This window comes from Nocardioides sp. dk884, assembly GCF_009557055.1.
Classification (GTDB): domain Bacteria; phylum Actinomycetota; class Actinomycetes; order Propionibacteriales; family Nocardioidaceae; genus Nocardioides.
Genome location: NZ_CP045649.1, coordinates 1,921,049 through 1,947,338, shown reverse-complemented (window position 1 = coordinate 1,947,338; position 26,290 = coordinate 1,921,049). Strand labels below are relative to the sequence as shown.

The 26,290-nt window shown below is 76.0% G+C and carries 19 protein-coding genes; 5 read left to right on the top strand and 14 right to left on the bottom strand.

All coding sequences use genetic code 11. From position 1 onward, the window contains the following. Positions 1-20 precede the first annotated feature (20 nt). The 3 genes from GFH29_RS09460 (at position 21) to GFH29_RS09450 (ending at position 4,316) form a co-directional block, all read left to right on the top strand. On the top strand, positions 21-1,055 hold the full coding sequence (locus GFH29_RS09460) for a FecCD family ABC transporter permease (protein ID WP_153323102.1): 1,035 nt from the start codon (positions 21-23) through the stop codon (positions 1,053-1,055). Then, positions 1,052-1,879 carry an ABC transporter ATP-binding protein gene (locus tag GFH29_RS09455; protein ID WP_153323101.1) on the top strand — a complete coding sequence of 276 codons (828 nt, stop codon included), beginning with the start codon at positions 1,052-1,054 and terminating at the stop codon, positions 1,877-1,879. Before GFH29_RS09460 ends, GFH29_RS09455 begins: the two co-directional genes overlap by 4 nt. 76 nt (positions 1,880-1,955) lie before the next feature. After that, a complete protein-coding gene (locus GFH29_RS09450; RefSeq protein ID WP_153323100.1) occupies positions 1,956-4,316 on the top strand; it encodes an ATP-binding cassette domain-containing protein in 2,361 nt (786 codons plus the stop codon). Positions 4,317-4,390: 74 nt separating this feature from the next. Here GFH29_RS09450 and GFH29_RS09445 read toward each other — a convergent pair whose 3' ends face one another. The 8 genes from GFH29_RS09445 to GFH29_RS09410 all read right to left on the bottom strand — a co-directional run bounded on the left by GFH29_RS09445 (position 4,391) and on the right by GFH29_RS09410 (position 13,078). Further along, on the bottom strand, positions 4,391-5,626 hold the full coding sequence (locus tag GFH29_RS09445) for an enterochelin esterase domain-containing protein (protein ID WP_153323099.1): 1,236 nt from the start codon (positions 5,624-5,626) through the stop codon (positions 4,391-4,393). Beyond that, positions 5,623-6,408, bottom strand: a complete 786-nt coding sequence (locus GFH29_RS09440) for an ABC transporter ATP-binding protein (protein WP_153323098.1) — start codon at positions 6,406-6,408, stop codon at positions 5,623-5,625. Before GFH29_RS09440 ends, GFH29_RS09445 begins: the two co-directional genes overlap by 4 nt. Beyond that, positions 6,405-7,439, bottom strand: a complete 1,035-nt coding sequence (locus GFH29_RS09435) for a FecCD family ABC transporter permease (RefSeq protein ID WP_153323097.1) — start codon at positions 7,437-7,439, stop codon at positions 6,405-6,407. Before GFH29_RS09435 ends, GFH29_RS09440 begins: the two co-directional genes overlap by 4 nt. Beyond that, positions 7,436-8,452, bottom strand: coding sequence for a FecCD family ABC transporter permease (locus tag GFH29_RS09430; RefSeq protein WP_153323096.1), 1,017 nt, complete (start codon positions 8,450-8,452; stop codon positions 7,436-7,438). Before GFH29_RS09430 ends, GFH29_RS09435 begins: the two co-directional genes overlap by 4 nt. Then, entirely contained in the window at positions 8,445-9,290 is an 846-nt protein-coding gene (locus GFH29_RS09425) for a hypothetical protein (protein WP_153323095.1), read from the bottom strand. The genes GFH29_RS09430 and GFH29_RS09425 overlap by 8 nt, the downstream gene beginning before the upstream one ends. Beyond that, positions 9,287-11,326 (bottom strand): hypothetical protein, encoded by a 2,040-nt coding sequence (locus GFH29_RS09420; RefSeq protein ID WP_153323094.1) that lies wholly within the window; start codon positions 11,324-11,326, stop codon positions 9,287-9,289. Before GFH29_RS09420 ends, GFH29_RS09425 begins: the two co-directional genes overlap by 4 nt. Continuing rightward, positions 11,323-12,336: an iron-siderophore ABC transporter substrate-binding protein gene (locus GFH29_RS09415; protein WP_153323093.1), complete on the bottom strand. Its 1,014-nt coding sequence runs from the start codon at positions 12,334-12,336 to the stop codon at positions 11,323-11,325. Before GFH29_RS09415 ends, GFH29_RS09420 begins: the two co-directional genes overlap by 4 nt. 70 nt (positions 12,337-12,406) lie before the next feature. Continuing rightward, positions 12,407-13,078 (bottom strand): FadR/GntR family transcriptional regulator, encoded by a 672-nt coding sequence (locus tag GFH29_RS09410; RefSeq protein WP_194288934.1) that lies wholly within the window; start codon positions 13,076-13,078, stop codon positions 12,407-12,409. A gap of 175 nt (positions 13,079-13,253) precedes the next feature. Here GFH29_RS09410 and GFH29_RS09405 point away from each other — a divergent pair, with 175 nt between their 5' ends. Together GFH29_RS09405 and GFH29_RS09400 are read left to right on the top strand one after the other, a co-directional pair. After that, positions 13,254-15,242 (top strand): YncE family protein, encoded by a 1,989-nt coding sequence (locus tag GFH29_RS09405; RefSeq protein WP_153323091.1) that lies wholly within the window; start codon positions 13,254-13,256, stop codon positions 15,240-15,242. Positions 15,243-15,353: 111 nt separating this feature from the next. Continuing rightward, positions 15,354-16,709 carry a hypothetical protein gene (locus GFH29_RS09400; protein ID WP_153323090.1) on the top strand — a complete coding sequence of 452 codons (1,356 nt, stop codon included), beginning with the start codon at positions 15,354-15,356 and terminating at the stop codon, positions 16,707-16,709. Here the strand turns inward: GFH29_RS09400 and GFH29_RS09395 are convergent. From GFH29_RS09395 to GFH29_RS09370, 6 genes are read right to left on the bottom strand one after another with little or no spacing between them, the layout of a single operon-like run. Then, positions 16,696-17,361, bottom strand: a complete 666-nt coding sequence (locus tag GFH29_RS09395) for a 4'-phosphopantetheinyl transferase family protein (RefSeq protein WP_153323089.1) — start codon at positions 17,359-17,361, stop codon at positions 16,696-16,698. The genes GFH29_RS09400 and GFH29_RS09395 overlap by 14 nt on opposite strands. Beyond that, positions 17,354-21,352 carry a non-ribosomal peptide synthetase gene (locus GFH29_RS09390; RefSeq protein ID WP_153323088.1) on the bottom strand — a complete coding sequence of 1,333 codons (3,999 nt, stop codon included), beginning with the start codon at positions 21,350-21,352 and terminating at the stop codon, positions 17,354-17,356. Before GFH29_RS09390 ends, GFH29_RS09395 begins: the two co-directional genes overlap by 8 nt. Continuing rightward, positions 21,349-22,284 carry an isochorismatase family protein gene (locus GFH29_RS09385; RefSeq protein WP_153323087.1) on the bottom strand — a complete coding sequence of 312 codons (936 nt, stop codon included), beginning with the start codon at positions 22,282-22,284 and terminating at the stop codon, positions 21,349-21,351. The genes GFH29_RS09390 and GFH29_RS09385 overlap by 4 nt, the downstream gene beginning before the upstream one ends. Further along, the gene (locus GFH29_RS09380; RefSeq protein WP_153323086.1) at positions 22,281-23,996 is read right to left on the bottom strand and encodes a (2,3-dihydroxybenzoyl)adenylate synthase; all 1,716 of its coding nucleotides are present in this window, start codon (positions 23,994-23,996) and stop codon (positions 22,281-22,283) included. Before GFH29_RS09380 ends, GFH29_RS09385 begins: the two co-directional genes overlap by 4 nt. Then, on the bottom strand, positions 23,993-25,186 hold the full coding sequence (locus tag GFH29_RS09375; protein ID WP_153323085.1) for an isochorismate synthase: 1,194 nt from the start codon (positions 25,184-25,186) through the stop codon (positions 23,993-23,995). The genes GFH29_RS09380 and GFH29_RS09375 overlap by 4 nt, the downstream gene beginning before the upstream one ends. Continuing rightward, positions 25,183-25,959 (bottom strand): SDR family oxidoreductase, encoded by a 777-nt coding sequence (locus GFH29_RS09370; RefSeq protein ID WP_153323084.1) that lies wholly within the window; start codon positions 25,957-25,959, stop codon positions 25,183-25,185. Before GFH29_RS09370 ends, GFH29_RS09375 begins: the two co-directional genes overlap by 4 nt. Between the last annotated feature and the right edge of the window lie 331 nt (positions 25,960-26,290).

Here is a 26,290-nt window from a genome sequence, read left to right as displayed (position 1 = left end):
GCGGCCCGGTGAGCAGCCCGGTGAGCGCCACGACCCTCGGGCGCGTGACCCACGCCCGCCGCCACCGCGCGGCGCGGCGTCGCACGGTGACGCTCGTGCTCGCGGTGCTGGTCCTCGTGATGATCGCGGTCAACCTGATGGTCGGGCGCACCTTCTACGGCCCCGGCGACGTGCTCGCCGTGATCGCCGGGCAGGACGTGCCGGGCGCCTCGTTCACCGTGGGGCGCCTCCGGCTGCCGCGCACGGTCCTGGCCCTGCTGAGCGGGCTGTGCTTCGGCCTCGCGGGCGTGGCCTTCCAGACCATGCTGCGCAACCCGCTGGCCAGCCCCGACATCATCGGCATCAGCGCCGGCGCGAGCGCGGCGGCGGCGGTCGCGATCGTGATGCTGTCGCTGAGCGGCGCCGCGGTCTCGGCGTTCGCGATCGCGGTCGGGCTCGGTGTCGCGCTGCTGATCTACCTGCTCTCCTTCCGTGACGGCGTGGTCGGCACCCGGCTCATCCTCATCGGCATCGGCATCGCCGCGATGCTGGAGAGCGTCACCTCCTACGTGCTCAGCCAGGCCGCGGAGTGGGACCTGCAGGAGGCCACCCGCTGGCTCACCGGCAGCCTCAACGGCGCCTCGTGGGGCGACGTCGTGCCGACCCTGCTCGCGCTGGTCGTGCTCGGCCCGGTGCTGCTCTCGCGCGCCGGCGACCTGGACATGCTGCGCCTCGGCGACGACGCCGCCTCGGCGCTCGGTGTCCGGGTCGAGGCCACCCGCATCGTGGTGATCCTCACCGCCGTCGGGCTGGTCGCCTTCGCCACCGCCGCCACCGGGCCGATCGCGTTCGTGGCCTTCCTCGCCGGCCCGATCGCCGCGCGCCTCGTCGGCCCGGGCGCCTCGCTGCTCGTGCCGTCGGCGCTGGTCGGCGCGCTCCTGGTGCTGCTCGCCGACTTCTGCGGCCAGTACCTCTTCGAGCACCGCTACCCCGTCGGGGTCGTGACCGGCGTGCTCGGGGCGCCGTACCTCGTCTACCTCATCGTCCGCACCCACCGCGCCGGAGGCTCGCTGTGACCGACCGCCACACCCTCACCGTCGAAGAGCTGGCCCTCGGCTACCGCGAGCGCACCGTGATCGAGTCGCTCGACCTCACGGTCGCGACCGGCCGGGTGACCGCGATCGTGGGCGCCAACGCGTGCGGCAAGTCCACCCTGCTGCGCTCGATGTCGCGGCTGCTCGCCCCGCGCGCGGGGCGGGTGCTGCTCGACGGCAAGCAGGTGCACCGGATGCCGGCCAAGGAGCTGGCCCGCACCCTCGGGCTGCTCCCCCAGGCGCCGACCGCCCCCGAGGGGATCACCGTCAGCGACCTGGTCGGGCGCGGTCGCAACCCGCACCACGGGTTCTTGACCCGCTGGACCCGTGAGGACGACGCCGCGGTCGCCGCAGCACTGGAGGCGACCCAGACCGTCGAGCTGGCCGAGCGGCCGGTCGACGAGCTCTCCGGCGGCCAGCGCCAGCGGGTCTGGATCGCGATGGCGCTGGCCCAGGAGACCGACGTGCTGCTGCTCGACGAGCCCACGACGTACCTCGACGTCAGCCACCAGATCGAGGTCCTGGACCTGCTCACCGACCTCAACCGCGAGCGCGGCACCACGATCGTGATGGTGCTGCACGACCTCAACCTCGCCGCGCGGTACGCCGACCAGCTGGTCGCGCTGGCCGGCGGCCGGCTGCACGCGTGCGGGACGCCGCAAGAGGTGCTCACCGAGGACACCGTCCGTGCGGTGTTCGGGCTGGAGAGCAGCGTGGTGACCGACCCGGTCTCGGGGCGTCCCCTGATGCTGCCGATCGGGCGCCACCACGTGCTGGCCGACGCCGCGACCACGTCGCGGGACTGAGCCGCGGTCCAGAGCGCCTCGCCGCTGTCGGCGCCGGCTGGTTGACTCTGCACTCACTCCGAGCGAGGGAGAGCCGATGGGCGCGACCCGGGCGGCGGACCGCCACGACCTGATCCGCGTGCACGGCGCACGGGTCAACAACCTGCGCGACGTCGCCGTGGAGATCCCCAAGCGGCGCCTGACCGTCTTCACCGGGGTCTCCGGGTCGGGCAAGAGCTCGCTGGTCTTCGGCACCATCGCCGCGGAGTCCCAGCGGCTGATCAACGAGACCTACAGCGCGTTCGTGCAGGGGTTCATGCCGACGCTGGCGCGCCCCGACGTCGACGTGCTGGAGGGGCTGACCACGGCGATCATCGTCGACCAGGAGGCGATGGGCTCCAACCCGCGCTCCACCGTCGGCACGGTGACCGATGCCCACGCGATGCTGCGCATCCTGTTCAGCCGGCTCGGCCACCCCCACCTGGGCCCGCCCACCGCCTTCTCCTTCAACGTCCCCTCCTCGCGCGGCAGCGGTGCGCTCACCGTCGAGCGCGGCGGGCGCACCACGACCGAGAAGGCGAGCTTCCACCGCCTCGGCGGCATGTGCGCGCGCTGCGAGGGCCGCGGCGCGGTCACCGATTTCGACCTGACCGCGCTCTACGACGAGACGCTGTCGCTCAACGAGGGCGCGGTCACCGTGCCCGGCTACAGCATGTCGGGGTGGCAGGGCCGGATCTTCCGCGGCTGCGGCTACTTCGACCCCGACAAGCCGGTGCGCGACTTCACCGCCCGCGAGCTCGACGACCTGCTCCACAAGGAGCCGACCAAGATCAAGGTCGACGGCATCAACCTCACCTACGCCGGGCTGATCCCGCAGATCCGCAGGTCGTTCCTGACCAAGGACGTCGATGCCATGCAGCCCCACGTGCGGGCCTTCGTGGAGCGCGCGGTCACCTTCACCGCCTGTCCCGACTGCGACGGGACCCGGCTCAACGACGCCGCCCGCTCCTCCACGATCGACGGCACGAGCATCGCCGACGCCTGCGCGATGCAGATCAGCGACCTCGCCGCGTGGGTGGCCGGGCTCGACGCCCCGTCGGTCGCGCCGTTGCTGGGCTCGCTGTCGGCGACCCTGGAGTCCTTCACCGGCATCGGGCTGGGCTACCTCTCCCTGGACCGGCCCTCCGGCACCCTGTCCGGCGGCGAGGCGCAGCGCACCAAGATGGTGCGCCACCTCGGCTCCTCGCTCACCGACGTCACCTACGTCTTCGACGAGCCGACGATCGGGCTGCACCCCCACGACATCCAGCGCATGAACGAGCTGCTCCTGCAGCTGCGCGACAAGGGCAACACCGTGCTCGTCGTCGAGCACAAGCCGGAGACCATCGCGATCGCCGACCACGTGGTCGACCTCGGCCCGCTGGCCGGCACGGCGGGCGGCGAGGTCGTCTTCGAGGGCTCGGTGGCCGGGCTGCGCTCCAGCGGCACGCTCACCGGGCGCCACCTCGACGACCGGGCCTCGCTCAAGGCCGAGGTCCGCACGCCGACCGGCACGCTGCGGGTCCGCGGCGCCGACACCCACAACCTGCGCGACGTCGACGTGGACATCCCGCTCGGCGTGCTGGTCGCCGTGACCGGGGTGGCGGGGTCGGGCAAGAGCTCGCTGGTGCACGGCTCGATCGCCGGACGCGACGGCGTCGTGGTGATCGACCAGGGCGCGATCAAGGGCTCGCGACGCAGCAACCCCGCCACCTACACCGGCCTGCTCGAGCCGGTCCGCAAGGCCTTCGCCAAGGCCAACGGCGTCAAGCCCGCGCTGTTCAGCGCCAACTCCGCCGGCGCCTGCCCCACCTGCAACGGCGCGGGGGTGATCTACACCGACCTGGCCACGATGGCCGGGGTCGCGACCACCTGCGAGGAGTGCGAGGGCCGGCGCTTCTCCGCCGAGGTGCTCGAGCACCGGCTGGCCGGGCGCGACATCAGCGAGGTGCTGGCGATGTCGGTCACCGAGGCGGAGGAGTTCTTCGCCGCGGGCGAGGCCCGGATCCCCGCCGCGCACCGCATCCTCGAGCGCCTCGCCGGGGTCGGGCTCGGCTACCTCACCCTGGGCCAGCCGCTCACCACGCTCTCCGGCGGTGAGCGGCAGCGCCTCAAGCTGGCGATCCGGATGGGCGAGGAGGGCGAGGTCTACGTGCTCGACGAGCCGACGACCGGCCTCCACCTCGCCGACGTGGAGCAGCTGCTCGGGCTGCTCGACCGCCTCGTCGACTCCGGCCGCTCGGTGATCGTCATCGAGCACCACCAAGCGGTGATGGCGCACGCCGACTGGCTCATCGACCTCGGCCCCGGCGCCGGTCACGACGGCGGCCGGATCGTCTTCGAGGGCACCCCCGCCGCCCTCGTCGCCGACCCCACCACCCTCACCGGGGAGCACCTCGCCGCCTACGTCGCGGGTTGAGTCGAGACTTTCTGCCGGTCGAGTCGAGACTTTTCCCCGTCGAGTGGAGAGCTCCCGCTGCTCGAGTCGAGACCTCACGCCGGCCGGCGGTGTGCGGTGCCGATCCCCCGCACCGCGAGCAGCCCGTCGGCGATCCCGCCGCGCCACCAGGCGTAGTCGTGGCCGCCGTTGTGGACAGCGACGTCCAGGGTGATCCCCCGCGCCGCCATCGCCTCGGCGAGGGTGCGGTGGTGCGGGCCGAGCACCCACTCCTGCGCCCCGTGGGCGAGGTGGACGCGCAGCGGGTCCGCCACCGGCCGGTGCCGCGCGACGGCATCGAGCAGGTCGTCCTGCCACAGCGACGCTGAGTGGCTCACCACGTTGCCGACCGCCTCGGGGGCCAGCAGGCCCGCGCGCAGCGCGGTCAGGCCGCCCAGGCTCTGCCCGGCCACCGTGACGTGCCGCGGGCCGGGCAGCACCGCGCGCCGCGACCGCAGCCAGGGCAGCACTGTCTCGACGACGAGCTCGACGCCATTGCCGTCCGCGGCCAGCTCCGCCCAGCGCTGCTCGCGCCCGCCGGACTCCACGAACACAGTGCGCCAGCCGTGCACCCAGCCCTCGGCGTGCAGGTTGTCCAGGCTCGCGGGCAGGTCCTGGCTGCCGGTCCACACCTCGCCGTCGAGCACCACCAGCGCGGGCAGCGCCTCGTCGGCGTCGGTGCTCGCCGGGTCGTGCAGCCAGGCCCGGCGGCCGTCCGGGAGCCGGGTCTCCTCGAGCGGGCCGGGCGCCACGTCGCCGCGGCGTACCAGCCAGGGCTGGGGCGGGGCCGCCGGCAACGAGGCCACCGACTGCGCGGCGCCCAGCCGGTTGCGGCACACATCGGGGTTGCGCGGGTCGGCGAGGCCGCGGTCGAGCGCGGCGCGGATCGCGACCTGGTCGTCCTCGCCGAGCCAGGCCGGTCGTTGCCCGGGCAGCTGCGGCAGGAAGCAGTACGACGCGCGCCAGTCGGCGCGCAGCCGGTAGGTCACGTGCCACACGTCAGTGCCGGGGATCCGGGCCAGCAGCGAGTCCGCGAGGCGGGTCTCGTCGGTGAGCCGGTTGGCGAACAGGAGCACCTGCTCGGCGTCCGCGTCGCGCCAGCAGAAGCTCACCAGCACCTCCTCCCCGCTGCCGCCCGGCACGTCCTCGACCAGCGGCAGGCGCGCGGCCGGCCCGGCCCAGAAGGCGCGCACCGCGGTGGGGTCGGCGTCGGCGGCGAGCGCGGCCAGGGTCGGGCTCTCCGCGCGGGCCACCGGCTCCGGACGCGGCACCTTGGGCGGCTGGCGCCTCATCGCGCCGCTCCCGCGAGCGGGATCACGATCGGGGTGCCGCTGACCGGGTCGGTGATGATCCGGCAGGGCAGGTCGTAGACCTCCTCGACCAGCGCGGCGGTGACCACCTCGCGCGGGTCGCCGGTGGCCACCACCGCGCCGTCGCGCATCACCACCAGGTGCTCGGCGTAGCGGAAGGCGAGGTGCAGCTCGTGCAGCACCGCGACCACGGTGCGGCCCTCGCGGCGAAGCCGCCGCGCGAGCTCGAGCACCTCGACCTGGTGGGCGATGTCGAGGTACGTCGTGGGCTCGTCGAGCAGCAGCAGGGGCGTCTCCTGGGCGAGAGCCAGCGCGAGCCAGACCCGCTGGCGCTGGCCGCCCGAGAGCTCGTCGACCGCGCGGTCACGCAGGTCGCTCACGTCGGCGGCGCGCATCGCGTCCTCGACCGCCCGCTCGTCCTCGCTCGACCACTGCCGCCACAGCCCCTGGTGCGGGTAGCGGCCGCGGGCCACCAGGTCTGCGACGCTCATGCCGCTGGGCGCGGTCGCCGACTGCGGCAGCAGGCCCAGGCGCCGGGCGACCTCCTTGGGCGGCAGCCGGTCGATCGCGGTGCCGTCGAGCAGCACCTCCCCGCCGGTGGGCGCGAGCATCCGGGCCAGGCTGCGCAGCAGCGTGGACTTGCCGCACGCGTTGGGACCGACGATCACCGTCATCAGCCCGTCGGGGATCTCCAGGTCGACCCCGTGCAGGATCTCCCGCCCCGCGTACCCCGTGGTGAGGTCGCGGGTGAGCAGTCGTGTCATCGGTGGCCCTTCCGCCATTCCGTGGTGAGCAGGACGATCAGGTACAGCCCGCCGACGGCGCCGGTCACGACGCCGACCGCGAGCTCGGTGGGCGCCAGCAGCCGCTGGGCGGCGAGGTCGCTGCCGAGCACCATCACCGCGCCGGTCAGCGCGGGTCCGAGGAGCCCGGGGACGGCGCTGCCGGCCAGCCGGCGGGCGATCTGGGGCGCGGCGAGCGCCACGAAGGCGATCGGGCCGGTGGCCGCGGTGGCGACCGAGACCAGGCAGACCGCGACCAGCACGGCGGCGCCGCGCACCCGTTGCACCGGAATCCCGGCGGCCCGGCAGACGTCGTCGCCGAGCACCAGCATCGACAGCGGGCGGGCCAGCGGCACGGTGAGCGCGAGCAGCACCGCGACCGCGACCAGGGTGAGCGTGGCCCGCGGCCACAGCACCGCGTTGAGCGAGCCGGCCAGCCACTGCGCGGCGGTCTGGGCGGCGACCAGCGAGGCCCGCACGACCAGCAGCGTGTTGAGCGCGGCCAGGGTGGCGCCCACGCCGAGGCCGACGAGCACCAGGCGCTGGCCGTTGAGCCCGTGGCGGCGGGTGAGCAGGTGCACCAGCCCGGCGGTGGCCAGCCCGCCGAGGAGCGCGCCGAGCGCGACCCCGCGGGTGTCGGCGCCGACCACGATGATCTGCACCAGCGCCCCGGTGGCAGCGCCGGTGGTGAAGCCGATGATGTCGGGGCTGCCCAGCGGGTTGCCGGTGACGTTCTGGAAGATCGCCCCCGCCACGCCCAGCGCCGCACCCACGACGAGCGCGGTCAGCACCCGCGGAGCGCGCACCTCGGTGACGAAGTACGCCGCCAGCGGGTCCTCCCCGCGACCGACCAGGGCGGCCAGCACCTGGCCCGGCGCCACGGCGTACTCCCCCAGGCCGAGGCCGAGGACCGCGAGCACCAGAAGCGCGAGCGCGCTCAGGACGGTCGTCACCAGGGTGCGGCGGCGCAGCCGCACGGACACCGACCCGCGGCGCAGCAGCAGCGCGCTCACAGCGTCGGCACCGTTCGCCGACAGCACACCGCGATGAACACCGGCGCGCCGATCAGGGCGGCGACCGCGCCCACCGGCACCTCGGAGGGCGCCAGCACCACGCGGGCGGCGCTGTCGGCCAGCAGCACCCAGGCGGGGCCGAGGACCAGGCACAGCGCGGTGACCCAGCGCTGGTCGTGCCCGACCACCCGGCGCGCCACGAGCGGTACGGCGAGCCCGACGAACCCGACCGGGCCGACCGCGGCGGTGGCCGCTCCGCACAACAGCGTGACCGCGACCAGGGACAGCACCCGGGTGCGGACCACGGCGACGCCGAGGGCCCGGCCGGACTCCTCGCCCAGGGCCAGCACGTCGAGCGACGGCGCGACCAGCACCGCCAGGGCGGCGCCGGCGAGGAGCAGCGGCGCGACGGCGCCCAGCACCTCCCAGGTGCGACCCTCCAGGGACCCGGCGACCCAGAAGCGGAACTCGTTGAACGCCTCCTGGTCGGCCAGGATCACCGTCTGGGTGATCGCGGTCAGCGCGGCGGAGACCGCGACGCCGGCCAGGGCCAGGCGCACCGGGGTCCGGGCGGCGGCCCCGGTGCCGCCGAGCACGAAGACCAGCACCGCCGCGACGCCCGCTCCGGCGCAGGCGTACCAGAGGTAGACGTGGACGCCGCTGGTCCCGAGCAGCGCCACGCCGAGCACCACCACCAGGGTGGCGCCGGCGTTGATGCCGAGGATCCCGGGGTCGGCCAGCGGGTTGCGGGTCAGCGACTGCATGACCGCGCCGGCCAGCGCGAGCACCGCGCCGACCACCGCGGCCAGCACGGTGCGCGGCACCCGCAGGTCGTGCAGCACCAGCGACTCCGTCGAGCCGTCCGGCGCGAGCAGCAGCCGCCACACGGTGGCCAGGTCGATCCGGTTGGACCCCACCGACAGGCTCACCGCGACCGCGGCCACCAGCACCACCGCGCCGAGCAGCACCGCCGAGGCGCGCCGGGAACGCCGCGGCGCGCGCGTGTCAGGCACCGGACCTCCGGCGCCCGCGCAGCAGCAGTACGCCGGCCGCGCCGAGCAGCACCGCGAGGCCGAGCAGCCCGGTGACGGGCAGGAGCGGGTCGTCGTCCGCCGTGGGGGCCGCCGCCGGGGCCGGGTCGGCCGCGGGCGCCACGTCGTCGGGAGCCACGTCGGCGGGACCCGCAGCCCCGGGCCGCGCAGCACCGCTGCCCGGGCCGGTGGCGCCGCGCGGCAGCCGGATGACCAGCGTGTCGCCGGCGGCGACGGGCGCGTCCCCCTGCGTGGTGCCGTCGGTGCCGGCACTCGACGCGGGGGCGTGCGGGACAACCGCGTCGCCGGCGACGTCTGCCGGCGTACCGGTCCCGCCGGGCGCGGAGGTCGGCGCGCCGGAGGTGGTCGCGACGACGGTGAAGTCCGAGGCGCCGCGGCTGGTGTAGCCCTTCGTGCCGGCGTACCCGCCCGTGGCGTCGGTGACCTCCTCGCTGGCGAGGAAGCGCAGCCAGTGCTCGCCGGGGGCGAGGTCACGCGGCACGGTGAAGGAGCCCGAGACGCTGCCGGAGGCCGGGATCGCCTGCTGATGGACCACGCAGGCGCCGTGCACCGACGCGGCGCTGCAGCTCTGGCCGTCGTCGATCTTGACGTAGAGGGTCTCCCCGCCCGGGAAGCCGCTCACCCGGAACGACAGCACGCCACCGGCGCCGACCTGGCGCGGGGAGACCGAGGCGGACGTGCCGGGGGTGTCGGCGCCCGCGCCACCGCCCGGGATCGCGACGGCGACCCCGCTCGGGGTCACGGCGCCCGCGCCGCCGAGGAGGGCGGCCAGCAGCCCCGCCGCCAGCAGGCGCCTCATGCCGCCACCGTCCGCCGGCGCGTGCGGAGGACCGCGCCGGCCAGCGCGAGCGCGCCGAGCGCGAGCAGGCCGGCGTCCACGGCGGTGAACCAGGAGCGGTCCTCGTCGGTGACCTCGGCCGCGATCGGGCTCGCGGCGTCCTCGTCGAGGATCGCGGCCGGGATCGTCTGCTCGACGTACGCCGCGCCGCCCGCGCCGTCAGGAGTGGCCGGTGCCCAGCCGAGCAGGCTGCCGTCGGCGGCCTGCACCGCCACCAGGACCTCGGTCCCGGCCAGCCCGCGCACCCGCACCCGCAGCGCGGAGTCCGCGTCGAGGACCACCCAGCCGCCGCTCAGCACCCGCACCGGATCAGCACCGACCGGGTAGACGCGCACGTGGACGGCCTCGCCGGGCCGGGCGCCGGGGACCAGCACCCGCAGCGCCGAGCGGTCGACCTCGGCGCGCACGCCGCCACGGGGCAGCTCGCGCAGGCCGGCGGCATCGCGCGCCGGTGCGGCCGGGGTCGCCCGCGGCCCGGCCGGGACCGGGGAGAGCGGGTCGACGCCGGGATTCCCGCCGGTGCCCGTGGGCGCTGCCGCGCCGGACACCGGGCCGGACACCGCGCCGGGACCCGGCGCCGAGGTCGGCGGGTCCGACGGCCCGGTGAGCGGGGCCCAGCCGAGCAGCCGGCCGAGCCGGTCCTGGTCGCCGCTCTGCACGCTGAGCCTCAGCCGCCCGGCCGGCAGCCGGCCGGCGCCCGGGAGCGCCACCCGCCGCGCGTCGTCGAGGCGGAACCACCGCGCCCAGGGGTAGCGCGGCGAGCCGTCGGCGGCGTACGCCGTGACGAAGACCCACTCGCGCGCCCGGGCACGGGGCACCCGCAGGCGCAGCTCGCCGTCGCGGACGCGGACAGCGACGGCCCCGCGGGTGGCCGGGCGCAGCTCGGCGCCCGCCTCCAGCGGCGCGGGCGTCCCGGCGGGGCGGTAGCGCCCGATGCTGAAGGGCTCGCTGAGCACGCTGCGCAGGGTGTCGCCGCTGCGCAGGGTGCCCGAGAGCAGCCGCAGCGTGTGCGCGCCCGTCGTCAGCGCCGGGGTCGAGGTGGCGGCGGTGCCGTCGGGCAGGCGCAGCCGGGTCCGGAAGGTGCCGGTGCGGGCGTCGGCCTGCACGATCGCCCAGATGGTGCGGTTGGCGTGCACGGTGTCGTCGGTGCGGGCGAGGGCGCCCTCGTCGATCTTCACCCCGATCCGCGACCCGCCGCCCTCGGGGTGGCACCAGCCCGCGCCGCTGACCTCCAGCTCACCGCCGAGGGACACGACCGGCGTCTCGATGCGGACCGTGGGCCGCGCGGAGGTCGGTCGGCAGGTCGTCGTGTCGTCGGGTCCGGTCCCGACGTCAGTACCGCCGTCGGTGCCCCCGCCCGTGTCGTCGTCGGTGTCAGTGTCGTCGGTGTCGTCGGAGCCGTCCCCGCCCGCGACGGTGCCGATCGTGAAGGTGCCCGCCACGCTGCGGGTGACGTCGCCGGCGAGCAGCGAGCCGGTCAGCACCCGCACCTCGTGCTCGGAGCCGGGCGCCCAGTCGGCCCAGCCGCCGCCCGCGAGCCGGGCGTTGGCCGCGGTCGGGTAGGGGATCCGCGCGGTCCAGCTGCCGTCCGCCCCGGCGCGCACCAGGGCCTGGCTGCGGGTGTCGCCGGTGGCCTTGCCGGTGACCGGGTTGAGGACGGTACGCCGGGTGTGGACGGTCGTGGGATCGCCGGAGAAGCGGGCGTCGAGCAGCACGTTGACCAGCGAGCCGGCGCTGGCGTCGCCCAGCTGCCACCCGGTCCCGGAGATCACCAGGTCGGCCCCGGGCTCGAGGCTCCTGGGGTGGGTCAGCGTGACGCTGCGACCGCTCGGGTCGGTGGTCGTGACGGTGGCGGTCTCGGTCCCGGTCTGCCCGTCGGGTCCCGCGGCAGCCGCGAGGCCCGCGCCGGCGAGGCCGCTGACCGCGACCAGCGCCACGGTCGCGGTCCACACGGCGAGGCGCCGGGTCCGTGACGCCGTGCTGATCCGGGGCGTCATCCGAGGCTCTCCAGCACCGAGGCGACCAGGCGACGCATGAGCAGCGGGCCGCCGGTGGAGGTCCACAGCGAGCCGTCGACGAGGATCACGTGGCCCTGCTGATAGGCGTCGAGCTGGCGGAAGCCGGGCACCTTCTCCGCCTCGGCGAGCGCCTGCCGGGCGCCCTCGGTGTCGGTGCGGCCGCCGGCGTCGGCGTTGCCCACCGAGGACCCGCCGAGAGTGCCGAAGAAGAGGTAGTCGGCGTCGATGTCGGCGAGGTTCTCCAGCGAGACCGGCTCGCTGTGGCCGCGGCCGCGCCGGTCCTGGCCGGCCGGCCGCGACAGCCCGAGGTCGCTCAGCGCCATGCCGGCGGGCAGCTCCTGGAGGATGAGCGCGGCCGAGCCGCCCTGCCAGCGCACCACCGAGAACGTGTCGTCGGCGTACCCGGCGAGGCGCTCGCGGGCGGCCTCGACCTCCGCGTCGTACTCGGCCAGCACCTCCTCGGCCTCGGCCTCCCGCCCGACGGCGGCGGCGACGTGGCCGAAGTTGGCGCGCCAGTCACCGCCCGCGAAGCCGGTGACGTAGGTCGGGGCGATGCGGCGCAGGATCTCGATCGCCTCGGCGTTGTTGTTGATGCTGGTGCCGTCGACGAGGATCAGGTCCGGGTCGGCCTTCCCGATCGCCTCGTACGACGGCTGGGCCACGCCGCCGAGCAGCGCGACGTCGTCCGCCAGGTCGGCCAGGTAGCCCGGCACCGTCGACTGGCCGCGGCCCGCGACCGTGCCGACCGGCTCCACCCCGAGGGCCAGCAGGCCGTCCAGCGTCGGCTCCGAGAGCGCGACCACCCGCGACGGGTCCGCCGGGACCTCCATCGAGGTGCCCTCGGCGTCGGTGACCGTGCGGGTCTCCCCCGCCGGCGTCGAGGTCGCGTCGGCGCCACCGCAGGCAGCCAGCGCCCAGACGAGCAGCACGACCAGGACCGGGGCCAGCACGCGGCGCGCGAGGCCCGAGAGGCGAGAGGAGGGGGACATCGAGAACTCCTGACGAAGATAGGTGAGGCAACCCTAACCCTCATCAGATGTTTGTGACGTCGGGGTCTCGCTACTCCCGAGCAAGCACCAGGTCGGTGGCGGCATGCCGGGCGGCGAGCGCCGCGGCCGCCTCCGGGTTGCGCGCCGCGATCGTGGCCAAGAGCGCCGCGTGGTCGTCGTGGCGCCCCTCGGCCCCCTGGCCGCTCACGACGTCACCGCGGCGGCGGCCTTCGCGCAGCGCGGCGACCAGCCCGGAGTAGAGCTCCGCGAGCAGCCGGTTGCCGCTCGCCTCGACCAGCAGCGAGTGGAACTCCCCCGGCGTGCGCCCGCGCTCGGTGACCTCGGCGCCCGCACCGGCCAGGTCCGCCTCGTGCACCGCCCGCAGCCGCTCGAGGTCCTCCGCGCTGCCGTCGCGGGCGACGAGCTCCGCGGCGAGGGTCTCCAGGGCGCGTCGCACCTGGAGGATGTCGGCCCAGGAGTGCTCGGAGGCGAAGTCGGAGAGCACCTGGTGCACGGGGTTGCGCGAGCGCACGAACGTGCCTCGCCCGGGGGCCGGCTCGAGCATCCCGAGGTGCGCGAGCGCACGCACGGCCTCGCGGATCGTCGAGCGCCCGACCCCCAGCTCCTCAGCGAGCTCCGCCTCGTTCGGGATCTTGCTGTTCACCGGCCACCGGCCCGAGACGATGCGGTCCTGCAGCGCTCGCACCGTGTCTCGCGCCCGGTCGGTTCCGATTCCGCGCATCACTGACCCCCCTGGTCCGGCGTCTGTCGACACCGCTCGCGTCCTGCTCGCCGTTCTGGCACGGCCCATTGTTCGGCACCGAGACCCCTGCCGCACCATTCATCCGATCTAAGTTAGGGTCGCCTTGCCTAACTCGGAGTCGATCCGCGGCTCCCCCTGATCGAAGGAACCCCGCATGACTGCTCTCCCCGCCCGGCGCGTGCGCCGACTGCGCCACACCCTCGCCGGCACCGCCGTGCTCGGCCTGGTCGGTAGCGGCCTCGTCCTGGGGGCGACGGCCCCCGCCGGCGCCACCGACGCCGCCACCGACGCCAGCGCCCCCGCGCCGCGCTCGTTCTCGTTCGCGACCACGCAGCGTCCGCTGCTCGCCGGCCAGTACCAGGTCGCCGCCTCCGACGACACCGGCGAGCTGTTCGTGACCTCGGCCCAGGGTCGCCCGCCGGTCCTCAACGCGACGCTGGCCAAGGTCGACCCCGACACGCTGGCGATCAAGGACCGCGCCGAGCTGCCGGTGCTCGAGCACGGCACCGAGGCGACCCCCACCTACAAGCAGCTGTCCACCCACGGCGTCTACGTCGACGACGCGCACGACAACGTCTGGGTCACCAACACCCGCGACAACCAGGTCACCGTCTACGACCGCGAGTCCCTCGACCTGGTGTGGACCTCCTACGACTTCGACGCCGCCAAGGCCGACCCCGCCCAGCGCGCCCAGGTCGAGATCTCCCACCCCCGCGAGGTGATCATCGACGAGGTCAACCACCGCGCCTACGTCACCGCGGCCAACCGCGGCGGCGCCACGGACTCCTCGATCACCGTCTACGACACGGTGAGCTTCGAGCGGCTGCGCGACATCGCGATCCCCGCCCGCGCGAGCTACCCGACCACCGGCGACAACGAGTCGGCGTACGCCGTGCCGATGGGCCTGGACATCGACGAGGCCACCGGCACCGTCTACGCCAACGACTTCCGCACCGACCAGTACTACGTGCTGGACTACGCCGCCGACCCGGACGACTACGCCGTCGAGCGCGTCGACATCCCCAACCCGCTCGCGGCCACCGAGGGCGTGGGCCTGCTGCAGCCCTCGAGCATCGCGATCGACGTCGAGGCCCGCGAGGTCTACTCGGCCAACCAGGGCCAGTTCGCCCAGGCCGAGGGCAGCCTGGACATCTTCGACCTCGACACCGGCGCCCACAAGGCCCGGATCGTCACCGGCTCCCGGGCCCTCGGCGTCGACGTCGACACCGACCGCGGCCTGGTCTACGTCGCCGACTTCACCACCGGCGAGGTCGCGGTCGTGGACGCCCGTGCCCAGGCGGTCATCGAGACCATCTCCCTGCCCGGCACGCCCAAGTCGGCCAACCACCTGATCGTCGCCGGCGGCTCGGCGTACATGGTCGACAAGGCCGGCGCCACCACGCAGACCATCGACTACGCCGTCGACCCGGTCACCGGCGAGCGCACCACCGCCGAGACGAGCGTCGACTCGATCGCCAAGATCACCCCCGTCGACGCCACCGTCGCCTCCGCGGCCGCCATCGGCGGCACGCTGACCCTGGAGGGCCAGGGCTGGCTCGACCAGGCCGGCACCGCCGGCTCCACGATCGCGGTCAAGATCAACGACGGCGCGATCGCGCACGCCGCCGGCGAGGGACCGCACAGCAACGACACCGTGTGGGCGGTCGTGGAGGCCGACGCGAAGGGCCGCTTCACCGCGAGGATCCCGCTGCCCGACGGCGGTACGACGGGTGCCCGGGGCTCCGTGCCCGCCGCGACCCCCGGCACCTGGACCCTGCGCCTGCTCAGCGGCTCGCTGAAGCCCGGCGACACCGCGCGCAGCACCGCGGTGGAGGTCGAGGTCAAGGCCGGCAAGCTCCGCGCCACGGCCGCGCCGCGGATCACCGGCAAGGCGAAGGTCGGCAAGAAGCTGAAGGCCACCACCGGCACCTGGAGTGCCCCGGCGAGCACGAAGCTGCAGTGGCGGCGCAACGGCAAGGTGATCAAGGGCGCGACCCAGGCGACCTACCGGGTCGCGAAGGCCGACGCGGGGAAGAAGCTCACCGTCCGCGTGGTCGCCTCCCGTCCGGGCTACGCGAACGCCACCGCCACCTCGAAGGCCGTGAAGGTCGCCCAGGTCGCGAGGAAGAACCGCACGAAGTAGTCCACCAGCACCCCGCAGGACCGGCCCCCGCCGCGCACCCGCGCGGCGGGGGCCGCCCCGTCCCGCTCCGTCCCGCCCCCGTCCCACCCCTCCAGCCTCCGAGGACCCGCCATGACCGTCCCGCCCGCCCGCGCGCTGCGCCGCGCCACCCCCTTCGCCCTCGCCGCCGCGCTGACGCTGGCCGCGCTCGGCCCCGCGGGCGCTGCGAGCGCCACCGCGGCCTGCACCCCGTCGTTCTCCGTGGACGAGACCGGCCCGCTGGTCCCCGGTGAGACCCTCCACCTCAGCGGCACCTGCTTCGCGCCCGGGCAGCGCCTGGCGATCAAGATGGACGCCGATTCCTACGGCCAGATCGGCGCCGACGACGGCGAGGACGCGCCGTACCGCACCCGGTCGCGGGTGCAGGTCCACGACGATGGGACCTTCCGCGCCGAGCCGGTCGTGGTGCCGCGCTTCCAGCCCGCGAACGGCGTCGCGACGACCGCCGGCCCGCACACGCTGCACCTGCTCGACAACGACCCGGTGACCAGCGTGCGCGCGACGTTCACGGTGCGCGCCGAGCACGACGCCACCGCCGTCGTCGAGGGCGAGGAGCTGCGGATCAGCGGCACCGGGTTCCGCGACCGTGCCGGGACGGGCGGCTCGCAGGTCGCGGTGCTGCTGTGGTCCGGGGGCGAGGTGCTGACCCGTCCGGCCCCGCACGCACCGCACGCCGACCCCAAGTTCTGGGCCACCGGGCAGGCCGACGCGAACGGCGCCTTCACCCTCACCGCGTCGCTGCCCGACGGCGGCCGCCTCGGCGCCCGCGGCAGCGTGCCGGCCGCGGCGGGCCGCCTCGAGGTGCGGGTCTACAGCGGCCGTGAGCTCACCGGCCACGCGCGCGACCTGACCCGCAACCTCGCGCTCACCAGCGTCGAGGTCGCCCCGGCACCGACCCTGACCGGGGACGCGCCCCGCGTCACCGGCCGGCCCAGCCCGGGCGGCGAGCTGCGCGCGAGCGCCTCGTTCGCCCCCGTCGCGCAGCAGCTGAGCCACCAGTGGCTGCGCGGCGGTACGCCGATCGCGGGCGCCACCGCGGCGGCGTACCGCCCGGTGCCGCGCGACGTCGGGGCCCGGCTGAGCGTCGCGGTCACCGGCGAGGCCGCGGGCCACGCGCCCACCACGCTCACCTCGAGCGAGGTCACGGTCGTCCGCGGCACCCTGGTGCGCAGCGCGCGCCCGCAGGTGCGCGGTGTGGCCCGCGTCGGGCGGACCCTGCGGGCCACGCGCGGGTCCTGGAGCCCGGCCGCCACCACCCGGGTGCAGTGGCTGCGCGACGGCCGGCCGATCAGGGGCGCCACCCGTCTCACCCACCGCGTGGTCGCGGCCGACCGCGGGCACATGCTGCGGGTGCGGGTGACGGCGTCGCGCACCGGCTACGTCACCGCCACGGCCCGCTCGGCCGGGGTGCGGGTCACCCGCGGCTGACCCGGGTGCCGGGCGGCACCGCCCAGGCCCCGACGGCGTCCGCGGTGCGCCACTCCCCCAGCGCGAGTCCGTGCGCGTGCTCGCGCAACCGGCCCCCGGCGTCCGCTGCATCCACGGCGGTGTCCATCAGGTCGAGGGTGACCGCGTCGGCGAGCTCGGCGGCCCCGGCCTTGACCAGGGCCTCCTTGCGTACCCACAGCCGCAGGCCGGCGCCCGGATCCTCAGCGCCGGCCCCGCGGTCGAGCCAGTCCCGCTCGGCGGGGGCGAGCACCCGGTCGGGGACCCGCTCGCCGGGCAGGTCCTCGACGTCGACGCCACAGCGCCCGTGCGCCGCGGCGGCGGCCACGTGGGCACGGGAGTGGCTCAGCGCGAGGCCGACCCCGGGCAGCCCGGCGAGCACCGGTCGGCCGTGGCCGGTGCCGCCGCACCCGGGGCACTCCTGGTGCAGCACCAGGTCCGCGACGTCGACGTCCAGCAGCGCCGCGGCGCACCGGCGCACCAGCACGTGGGCGGCGCGGTAGGCGGCCCGGTCCTCCGGGTGGCGCAGCCGCGCCAGGCGCGCCAGCTCCGCCGGGCCCAGGAGCTCCGTCCCGCCCGGGCCGGCGACGTCGACGTCGGTGACCCGGGCGAAGCGGACGACCCCCTCAGACACCGACCGGCTCGGCCTCGAGGAGCCCGGCCAGCACCCGCCCGACCTCGTCGACGGCGGGGGCCCGCACCAGGTCGCCGTGGGTCGAGTCGACCGGCACCACCTGCACCCGCCCCTCGACGTACGCCGCCCAGCCGGCGGGGTCGAGGTGCTGCTCGGGGCGGGGCGCGGTGGCGACGACCAGTGTCAGGTCGCCGGGCAGCACCCGGTGCCGGGACGTGCGCACCAGCCGGGCCGCCTCGACCACGGAGGCCAGGCAGCCGTCGAGCACCGGCGCGGGCAGCTCGGCGAGCGCGCTGCCGCCGCGGCGCAGCAGCTCGGCCACCAGCGCCCGGTCGACGGGTACGCCGGCGGGACGCAGCCCCTCGACACCGCCGAGGCGGAGCACGCCGACGAGCGCCTCCTCCTCCGTCGGCTCGCCGAGCTGGCGCCACTGATCGGCCGGGTAGGCGTCGAGCAGCAGCACGCTGGCGACCTGTTGGCCCTCGTCCCGGGCCAGTGCGGCGACCTCGTGGGCCGCCATCCCGCCGAGCGACCAGCCGGCGAGGTGGAAGGGCCCGTCGCCGACGACGCGGCGGATCGCCGCGAGCTGGCGGCGGGCCAGGGCCTCGAGGTCCGCGACCGGCTCCGGGCGCCCGCTCTCGAGGCCGGGCGCCTGGACGACGTGGACGCCCTGGTCGACGGGGAGCGCGCGCAGCAGCCCGGTGTAGCACCAGCCCAGGCCGCCCGCCGGGGGCAGCAGGAACAGCGGCGGGCGGGTGCCTCGGTCCGCTCGCAGGCTCAGCACCTCCTCGAAGCCGCCCGGCACCGCCGCGTCGCGTGCCAGCGCCGCGGCGAGCCCGGCGGGCGTGGGCGCGGCGAAGACGGTGCGCAGCTCGAGGGTGGTCGCGAAGGCGTCCTCGACGGCGCCCAGCAGGCGCAGCACCCGCAGCGAGTCCCCGCCGAGGGCGAAGAAGTCGTCGTCGGGACCGACGGTGGCCAGATCGTCGGCGGCCGGATCGTCGGTGACGAGCCCGAGCACCTCGGCGAACAGCGCGCACAGGCGCTGCTCGGCCAGGTCGCGGGGCGCGTCGGCGCTGCGCCCGGGCACCGGTGGTGCGAGCTCGGCGAGCCGGCGCCGGTCGGTCTTGCCGCTGCTGCCCAGCGGCATCGCCGGCACCGCCAGGTGCAGGCCCGGGCGGATCGCCTCGGGCAGCCGGTCCTGGGCGGCGGCCCGCAGCCGCTGCTCGGCCAGGTCCGCGGGCACGCCGTCCGCGGGGACGAACCAGAGCACGAGCGAGGTCACTCCCCCGTCGCCGCCGCCCGCCGTGCCCGCGGCCACCGCCGTCACCCCGTCGACCCCGTCGAGGGCGGCCTCGACCTCGCCGAGCTCGACGCGCTGGCCGCGCACCTTGACCTGGTCGTCGGTGCGCCCGAGGTACTCCAGGGTGCCGTCGGGGCGCCAGCGGGCCAGGTCGCCGGTGCGGTACATCCGCCCGCCGGGACGGAACGGGTCGCCGAGGAAGCGCTCGGTGGTCAGGTCGGGACGCCCGACGTAGCCCTCGGCGAGCTGGACGCCGCCGAGGAACAGCTCCCCGGGCACGCCGACGGGCCGCGGCTCGCCGTCGGCACCCAGCACGTAGGTGGCGGTGTTCCAGATCGGGCGCCCGATCGGCACCGGTCCCGGCGTGCCGGGGACGGTCTGGAAGCAGGTCACGTCGACGGCCGCCTCGGTGGGGCCGTAGAGGTTGACCGGCGCGACGCCGAGGACCTCGTGGCAGCCGTCGACCAGCTCCGCGGTGAGCGCCTCCCCGCTGCACACCACGTGGCGCACCGCCGCGTCGTGGGCCCGCTCGCGGCTGGCGCGGTCGGCGAGGAACGCGCGCAGCATCGAGGGCACGAAGTGCACGACCCGCACGTCGTGCTCGACGAGGAGGTCGGCGATGCGGCGGGGGTCGCGGTGGGCATCGGGCTCGGCGACGACCACGCAGGCGCCGACCTGCAGCGGCCAGAACAGCTCCCACACCGAGACGTCGAAGGTGACGGGCGTCTTGTGCAGCACCCGTTCGCCGAGAGCGAGCGGCAGCCGGTGCTGCATCCAGCGCAGCCGGTTGTCGATCGCGCGCTGGCCCACGAGCACGCCCTTGGGGCGCCCGGTGGAGCCGGAGGTGAACAGCAGGTACGCCGGCGCGTCGGGGTCGTCGGGCACCGCGGGCAGCACCTCGGCGACCGGGCCGGCCTCGCCGACGTCGACGACCACCGGCGCCTCCGGCCCGCCCTCGCGGACCGGCCGGTCGAGCGCGCCGCGGTGCGCGGCGTCGCTGAGGACCAGCCGGCAGCCGGCGTCGGCGAGCATGCCGGCCAGGCGCGCCGGCGGCTGGTCGGTGCCCAGCGGCAGGTGCACCGCACCGAGGCGCTGCACGGCGTACAGGGCGGTGAACAGCTCCTCGCCGCGCGGCAGCAGCACCCCGACGACGTCGCCGGCGCGCACGCCCCGCGCGTGCAGGGCGCGGGCCAGCCGGTCGGCGCGCTCCGCCAGCTCGGCGTACGACGTGGTGCGCCCGGCGCACAGCAGGGCGGGGTCGTCCGGGGTCCGGGCGGCCTGGTCGCGGAAGCGCCGGGCCAGGGTGCGGTGCTCGAGCGGCACGTCGGTGTCGTTGAACCCGTGCACGACCTGGGCCCGCTCGGCCTCGGTCAGCAGCGCCAGGTCGGCGACCCGGTCGTCGGGGGCCGCGGCCGCGAACCGGGTCAGCCAGTGCGCGAGCCGCGCGAGGTGCAGGCGCATGTCCTCGGCGTCGTACAGGTGCGGGTTGGCGTCGATCTCGAGGCGGACGACGCGGCCCCGGCCGGGGTTGCCGCGCAGGCACACCGTCATGTCCTCGACCGGCCCGGCGGTGAGGTTGCGGACGGTGCCGGCGGCCCCGCCCAGGCGCAGCTCGAGGTCGAAGGGGATCAGGTTGACCTGGGCCCCGAAGAGCTGGGCGCCCGCGGCGCCGGGCCCGCGGGCGAGGCGGCGGGTCAGCTCCTCCTGGCGCACGAACGGGTGCAGGCGCACCTCCTCCTGCTCGGTGGCCACCGCGGCCAGCGCCTCGGCGACCGTGCCGTCGGCGGGGACCGTGGCCGGCAGCACGTTCATCGCGGTGCACACGGTGCGGGCGCTGGGCAGCGAGCCGTGCCCGGGGCGCGCGCGGTTCATCAGCGGCAGCCCGATCCGGGTGCGGGCGGCACCGGTGAGGCGGGCCAGGTAGCCGCCGACGCCGGCGAGCACCAGGTCGGCCCAGGTGGTGCCGAGGCGCCGGGCGCCGCGCGCCAGCGCGGTCTGCTGCTCCGCGTCGAGGACGAGCGAGGCCTTGAGCGCGGCCGGCGCCGGGGCGGCGGTGCGCCCGGCGAGGGCGACGACGCCGTCCATGTCGCCCAGGCGCTGGTCCCAGAACGCCGCCGCACCCGCGTCGTCCTCGGGGTCACCAGCGACGAGCGCGGCCAGCGGCACCTCCTCGAGCGCGGCGAGCGGCACCCCGTCCGCGAGGGCGGTGTAGCGCTCGGCGACCCGGCGCAGCAGCTGCACGACGCCGAAGCCGTCGAGCACGACGTGGTGCGCGGCGTGGTACCACCACGAGCGGGCCGGCCCGAGCCGCAGGACGGCGCTGCGGACGACGTCACCACCGGCCAGGTCCATCGGGCGCGCGAGGTCGGCGCGCATCCACGCGGCGGCAGCAGCCTCGGGGTCGGCCTCGGCGCGCAGGTCGACGACGAGGTTGACCCGACCGGTGCGGTCGACGACCTGCTGCTGCGGGCCCTCGGGCGTGGTGCGGTAGCGGGTGCGCAGCTGTTCGAACTCCGCGTAGGCCCCGCGCAGCGCCTCCTCGAGCAGGTCCGGGTCGAGCTCGCCGGCGACCTCGACCACCTCGGCGGTCGTGTAGCAGGGGTTCGCCGGGTCGAGCTCGTGGGCGAAGTAGAGCCCACGCTGGGCGGCCGTGAGCGGCAGCCAGGGGCGCGGGTCCGGCCCCTGGGTCACGACACGAGCTCGGCGCGCACGGTGCCCTGGCGCAGCACGAACGCCAGCGTGGGCTCGCGGGTGAGCTCGGCGAAGTCGATGTCCACCCCGTCGTCGGCGAGCCGGTCGAGCACGTCGAAGGCGCGCAGCGAGTTCAGGCCCAGGGTGAACAGGTCGGCCTCGGGGTCGGCGAACGCGGCGTCCGCGAACCCGGCGTCGAGCACCGCGGCCAGCGCGGCGCGCACGCAGCCCGCCCAGTCGGCCGGCGCGCCGGCGGGCAGGTCGTCGGCACGGAACGGCGCGGCGAGGGCGCCGACGACCTGGTCGGTCGTGGTCACCACGCCCGCGCAGCTGGCGACCTGGGCGAGGGCGAGGCGGTGCTGCTCGGCGCCGAAGTCGGCGACCGCGTCGGCCACCACGAACGGGTGCACCTCCCGCATGAACCCGTCCATCGCGGTCGCGGTGATCCCGATGTGGGCGTAGACCCCGGTGATCACCAGCTGGTCGCGCCCGGCCGCGGCCAGCCGCTCGGCGAGGTCGGAGTGGGCGAAGGCGCTGTAGCGGTGCTTGACCAGCACCGTCTCCCCCGGCGCGGGCGTCAGCGGCTCGATGATCTCGGTGTGCTCGGGCACGGCGCTCATCCCGGGGCCCCACAGGTCGCCCTGCAGCCCGCGGACCGGGGTCTGGCTGCCGGTCTGGCTGCCGGTCTGGCTGCCGGTCTGGGCGGTGTAGAACACCGGGACGCCGGCGGCGCGTGCGGCGGCGAGGATGCGGGCGGTGGACTCCACGGCGCCCACCAGCGCCGGGCAGGTCGGGGCGTACGGCCGCAGGAAGTAGCGCTGCATGTCGTGGACGAGCACGGCGGCGCGGGCGCTCTCCAGCTGCCAGGGCGCGCGACTGGTGGGCAGGTCCGCGAGCGGCGCGGCGTACTCGATGAGGGTGGGCAGGCTCATGCTGGCTCCAGGGGGGAGGTCCCGGCGGCGGCCGGGGTGGCGGGGGGAACGACGTCGGTGAGGCGTGCGGCGAGCAGGTGCCGCAGGTCGCGGCGGCTGTTCTTGCCGACCGGCGTGGTCGGGAAGGCGTCGAGGACCACGACCTGGTCGGGGAGCTTGTAGGTCGCGAGGCCGGCGTCGCGCAGGTACGCGCCCAGGTGCGCGGCCACCGGCTCCGGGAGCGGGTGGTCCGGCTCGGGGACGACGACGACCGCGATCCGCTCGCCGAGGTAGGGGTCGGGCACCCCGACCGCGACCGCGTCGAGGACGCCCGGGTGGGTGAGCAGCAGGTCCTCGATCTCGTCGCTGGCGATCTTCTCGCCGCCGCGGTTGATCTGGTCCTTCTCCCGGCCGGTGACCACGAGGTGGCCGCTGGGCAGGCGCCGGACCAGGTCGCCGGTGCGGTAGAAGCCGTCGTCGGTGAAGGAGTCGCGGTTGGGCCCGTCGGCGCGGTAGTAGCCGCGGATCGTGTACGGCCCCCGGGTCAGCAGCTGGCCCTCCTCGCCGTCCGGCACGTCCACGCCGTCGGCGTCCACGACCCGGATCTCGTCGTACGCGCTGATCGGGCGGCCCTGGGTGGTGAGCACCAGCTCCTCGGGGTCCTCGGGGCGGGTGTAGTTGACCAGGCCCTCGGCCATCCCGAAGACCTGCTGCAGGCGCGCGCCGAGCACCGGCTCGATCTCGGCGGCGACGCCGGGCGCGAGCTTGGCGCCGCCGACCTGCACCAGCCGCAGGGAGGACAGGTCGGGCGTGCGGCGCCGGGCCGCGGAGATCCACGCCTGGGCCAGCGGCGGCACCAGCGACACCAGCGTGACCCGCTCGCGCGCCACCAGCCCGAACGCGGTGCGCGGACTGGGGTCGCCGGCGAGCACGACGGTGCCACCCGCGTGCAGCACGCCCAGGATGCCCGGGGAGCTCATCGCGAAGTTGTGGGCGGCCGGCAGCACCACCAGCATCCGGGTGGTCGCGTCGAGCGCGCAGATCTCCGCCGAGGCGCGCACGGAGTAGAGGTAGTCGGCGTGGGTGCGCGGGATCAGCTTGGAGACCCCGGTCGTGCCGCCGGAGAGCTGGAGGAACGCCACCTGCTCGGCGTCCAGCCGTGGGGCCGGGTAGCCGGCCGGCGGGGCATCATCGTCGGACACGGCGGCGTCCCAGTCGCGGACCGCGACCAGCAGCGGAGGTACGACGCCGCGCTGCGCGACCCGCGCGGCCACGGCGGCGTGCAGGTCGCGGTGGTCCACGTCGGCGGCGTTGCCGCTCAGCACCAGGGCGCTGGCGTCGGCGAGCGCGCAGAACTGGGAGAGCTCCAGCTCGCGGTGCGAGGGCAGCGCGAACACCGGGAGCGCGCCGAGGCGGAACAGCCCGAGCACCACCGCGACGTATTCCACGACGTTGGGCAGCGCGACCACCACCCGGTCGCCCTGGGCGACGCCGAGCGCGGCGAAGCGTGCCGCGGCGTGGTCGGCCTCGCGGCCCAGCCGGGCGTAGCTCCACCGGTGATCGGCGCCGTGGACGTCGCGGCCGACGACCGCGAGCCGGTCGGCGTAGCGGGTGGTGCGGTCGGCGACGAAGTCGGCGAACGTCTCGGTGGTCCACAGTCCGGCGGCGCGGTAGACCGCGCGGGCCTCCTCGGGCCAGGTCGGTGACTGCGCCAGCGGCGAGCGGGCGCTCACAGGCCGACCGCCTCGAGCATCGTGCGCAGCTTGGCGGCGGTTTCGCGGACCTCGGCGTCCGGGTCGGAGCCGGCGACGATGCCGGCGCCCGCGAACAGCCGCAGCCGGGGGCCGTCGAGGACCCCGGAGCGCAGCACCAGCGCGAACTCGCCGTCGCCGTTGCCGTCCACCCAGCCCGCCGCGCCGGCGAGGTAGCCGCGCTCGCCGGTCTCCAGGCGCTCGATCAGCGCGAGCGCCGCCTCGCGGGGGCTGCCGCCGACCGCCGGGGTGGGGTGGAGCAGCTGGGCGAGGTGCAGGGCGCTCGGGCCGCCGGTCGCGCCGGTGCGCACCCGGGCGGTGACCCGGGTGCCGAGGTGCCACAGGGAATCGGTGCCGACCACCTGGGGAGTCACGTCGTGCTCGACCTCGTCGCAGGCGCTCGCGAGCCGGGCGACGAGGTCGCGGACGACGAACGCGTGCTCGTGCAGGTCCTTCGCCGAGGAGGCGAGGGCGGCGCGGCGGCGCTCGTCCTCGGCCGGGTCGGGGCTGCGGGGCACCGAGCCGGCGAGCGGCATCGCCTCCACCAGCGTGCCCTCGCGGCGCACCAGCAGCTCCGGGCTGGCGCCCAGCACCGTGGCGTCGCGCTGGCCGTCCCCGGGGGCGGGCCCAGGAGCGGGAACCGGCACCGAGAACACGTAGCGGCCGGGGCGGGTGCGCAGCAGCCGGTCCACCACCTCGTCCACGGCCAGCGGCGGGTCGCTGTGCACGTCGAGGAAGCGGCCGAGCACCACCTTGTCGACCGCGCCGTCGGCGATCGCGCGCAGGGCGGCGCGCACCTGGTCGGCGTACAGGCGCGGGACGGGGACCTCGACGAGCGTCTGCGCGCGGTCGCTCGTCGCGGTCGGGGCGGACGTCTCCGGAGGGATCGTGGTGGGGACCTCGCGTGCGTCGAGCAGGCGGTGCATGACGCCGGGCGAGGCGGGGTCGAAGCCGATGACGCCGACCGCGCGCTCCCCCGGCGCGAGCGCACCGACGACGGTGTCGGCCCACCCGGGCGAGCCGGAGCATGCGGTGGTCCAGCGCTCGCCGGGGCGGCCGAGCAGGGTGCGGGCGCTGGTGCTGAACACGAGGGAGCCGGGGGCGGGGGCCGCCAGCCGGGCGGACTCGGTGGCCTCGGCGGGCAGCCGGAGCGGCTCGTGGGTGGTGGTCACAGCGAGGCGCCCCCGTCGACGTAGAGCTGCTGGAGGGTGACGTGGTGGGCGGCGTCGGAGAGCAGGAACGCGACCACGGCGGCGACGTCCTCGGGCTCGGCGATGCGCCCCAGCGGGATGCCCACGCGGTACGCCGCGGGGTCGCCCTGCACCGCCGCGCGACGGCCGGCCTCGGGGTCGGGCCACAGGTCGCGCTGCATGGCGGTCGCGGTCGAGCCGGGCTCGACGACGTTGCAGCGGATCCCGCGCGCGGCGAGCTCGAGCCCGGCGCAGCGGGCCAGGGCCGAGGTGGCCGCCTTGGACGCGGCGTAGGCGAGCATGCCGGTGCGCGGCACGCGAGCGGCGTTGGAGCTGACCACGACGATCGCACCGTCGTCGGCGAGGTGGCGCGAGGCCGCGCGCAGGCAGTGCAGGACCCCGGTGGTGTTGACGCCGAGGTGGGCCTCCCAGTCCTCGGCGGTCACGTCGTCGAGGCCGCCCGGGCGCAGGATCCCGGCCGCGCAGGCCATCGCCCGCAGTCCCGCGAAGTGCGCGGCGGCCTCGGCGACCGAGGCCTCGACGCCGTCCGCGTCCCGCACGTCCACGGCGAAGCGCAGCGGCTCCGCACCGGTGCGCGCCGTGATGGTCTCCGCGACCTCCGCGAGCCCCGCCGCGTCCCGGTCGAGCAGCGCCACGCGCCCCCCGCCCGTCGCGATCGCGAGCGCCGTGGCCGCCCCGATTCCCGAACCTGCACCGGTCACGAACGTGCCCGGGCCTCCTGCTTCCCGATTCATAGGATGATACTAAGGCCAGCCTTACCTAAAGGGCATCCCAGGTCCCGCCGAGTCGGCGCGAATGGTTGCGCGAGTCGGCGCGAATGGTTGCGCGAGCGAGAGCACCCGCCGCCGGAACCCCCACGGATCGGTCACAGACGACAGCCGAGAGCCCGGATCTGTTGTCGTTGGGGACCAAACGACGACGGTTCCGGCCCGGTCGTTTGCAGTCCCATCAACCGGCGAAACAACACCCCACCGCCGCCGAGATGCGCCAAGGTGCACCCGGTCTGGTCCGAGGGGCGCCCCCTCCGCGGTCGTTCCCCGGCTCCGGTCCGTCCGACGTCACCCC

What these genes read in the sequence shown, in the direction of transcription:
- GFH29_RS09415 (WP_153323093.1), bottom strand. Translation starts at nt 12,336, where the DNA reads ATGTCCCCCTCCTCTCGCCTCTCGGGCCTCGCGCGCCGCGTGCTGGCC.
- GFH29_RS09370 (WP_153323084.1), bottom strand. Translation starts at nt 25,959, where the DNA reads ATGAATCGGGAAGCAGGAGGCCCGGGCACGTTCGTGACCGGTGCAGGT.
- GFH29_RS09400 (WP_153323090.1), top strand. Translation starts at nt 15,354, where the DNA reads ATGACCGTCCCGCCCGCCCGCGCGCTGCGCCGCGCCACCCCCTTCGCC.
- GFH29_RS09445 (WP_153323099.1), bottom strand. Translation starts at nt 5,626, where the DNA reads ATGAGGCGCCAGCCGCCCAAGGTGCCGCGTCCGGAGCCGGTGGCCCGC.
- GFH29_RS09420 (WP_153323094.1), bottom strand. Translation starts at nt 11,326, where the DNA reads ATGACGCCCCGGATCAGCACGGCGTCACGGACCCGGCGCCTCGCCGTG.
- GFH29_RS09385 (WP_153323087.1), bottom strand. Translation starts at nt 22,284, where the DNA reads ATGAGCCTGCCCACCCTCATCGAGTACGCCGCGCCGCTCGCGGACCTG.
- GFH29_RS09410 (WP_194288934.1), bottom strand. Translation starts at nt 13,078, where the DNA reads ATGCGCGGAATCGGAACCGACCGGGCGCGAGACACGGTGCGAGCGCTG.
- GFH29_RS09450 (WP_153323100.1), top strand. Translation starts at nt 1,956, where the DNA reads ATGGGCGCGACCCGGGCGGCGGACCGCCACGACCTGATCCGCGTGCAC.
- GFH29_RS09440 (WP_153323098.1), bottom strand. Translation starts at nt 6,408, where the DNA reads ATGACACGACTGCTCACCCGCGACCTCACCACGGGGTACGCGGGGCGG.
- GFH29_RS09405 (WP_153323091.1), top strand. Translation starts at nt 13,254, where the DNA reads ATGACTGCTCTCCCCGCCCGGCGCGTGCGCCGACTGCGCCACACCCTC.
- GFH29_RS09425 (WP_153323095.1), bottom strand. Translation starts at nt 9,290, where the DNA reads ATGAGGCGCCTGCTGGCGGCGGGGCTGCTGGCCGCCCTCCTCGGCGGC.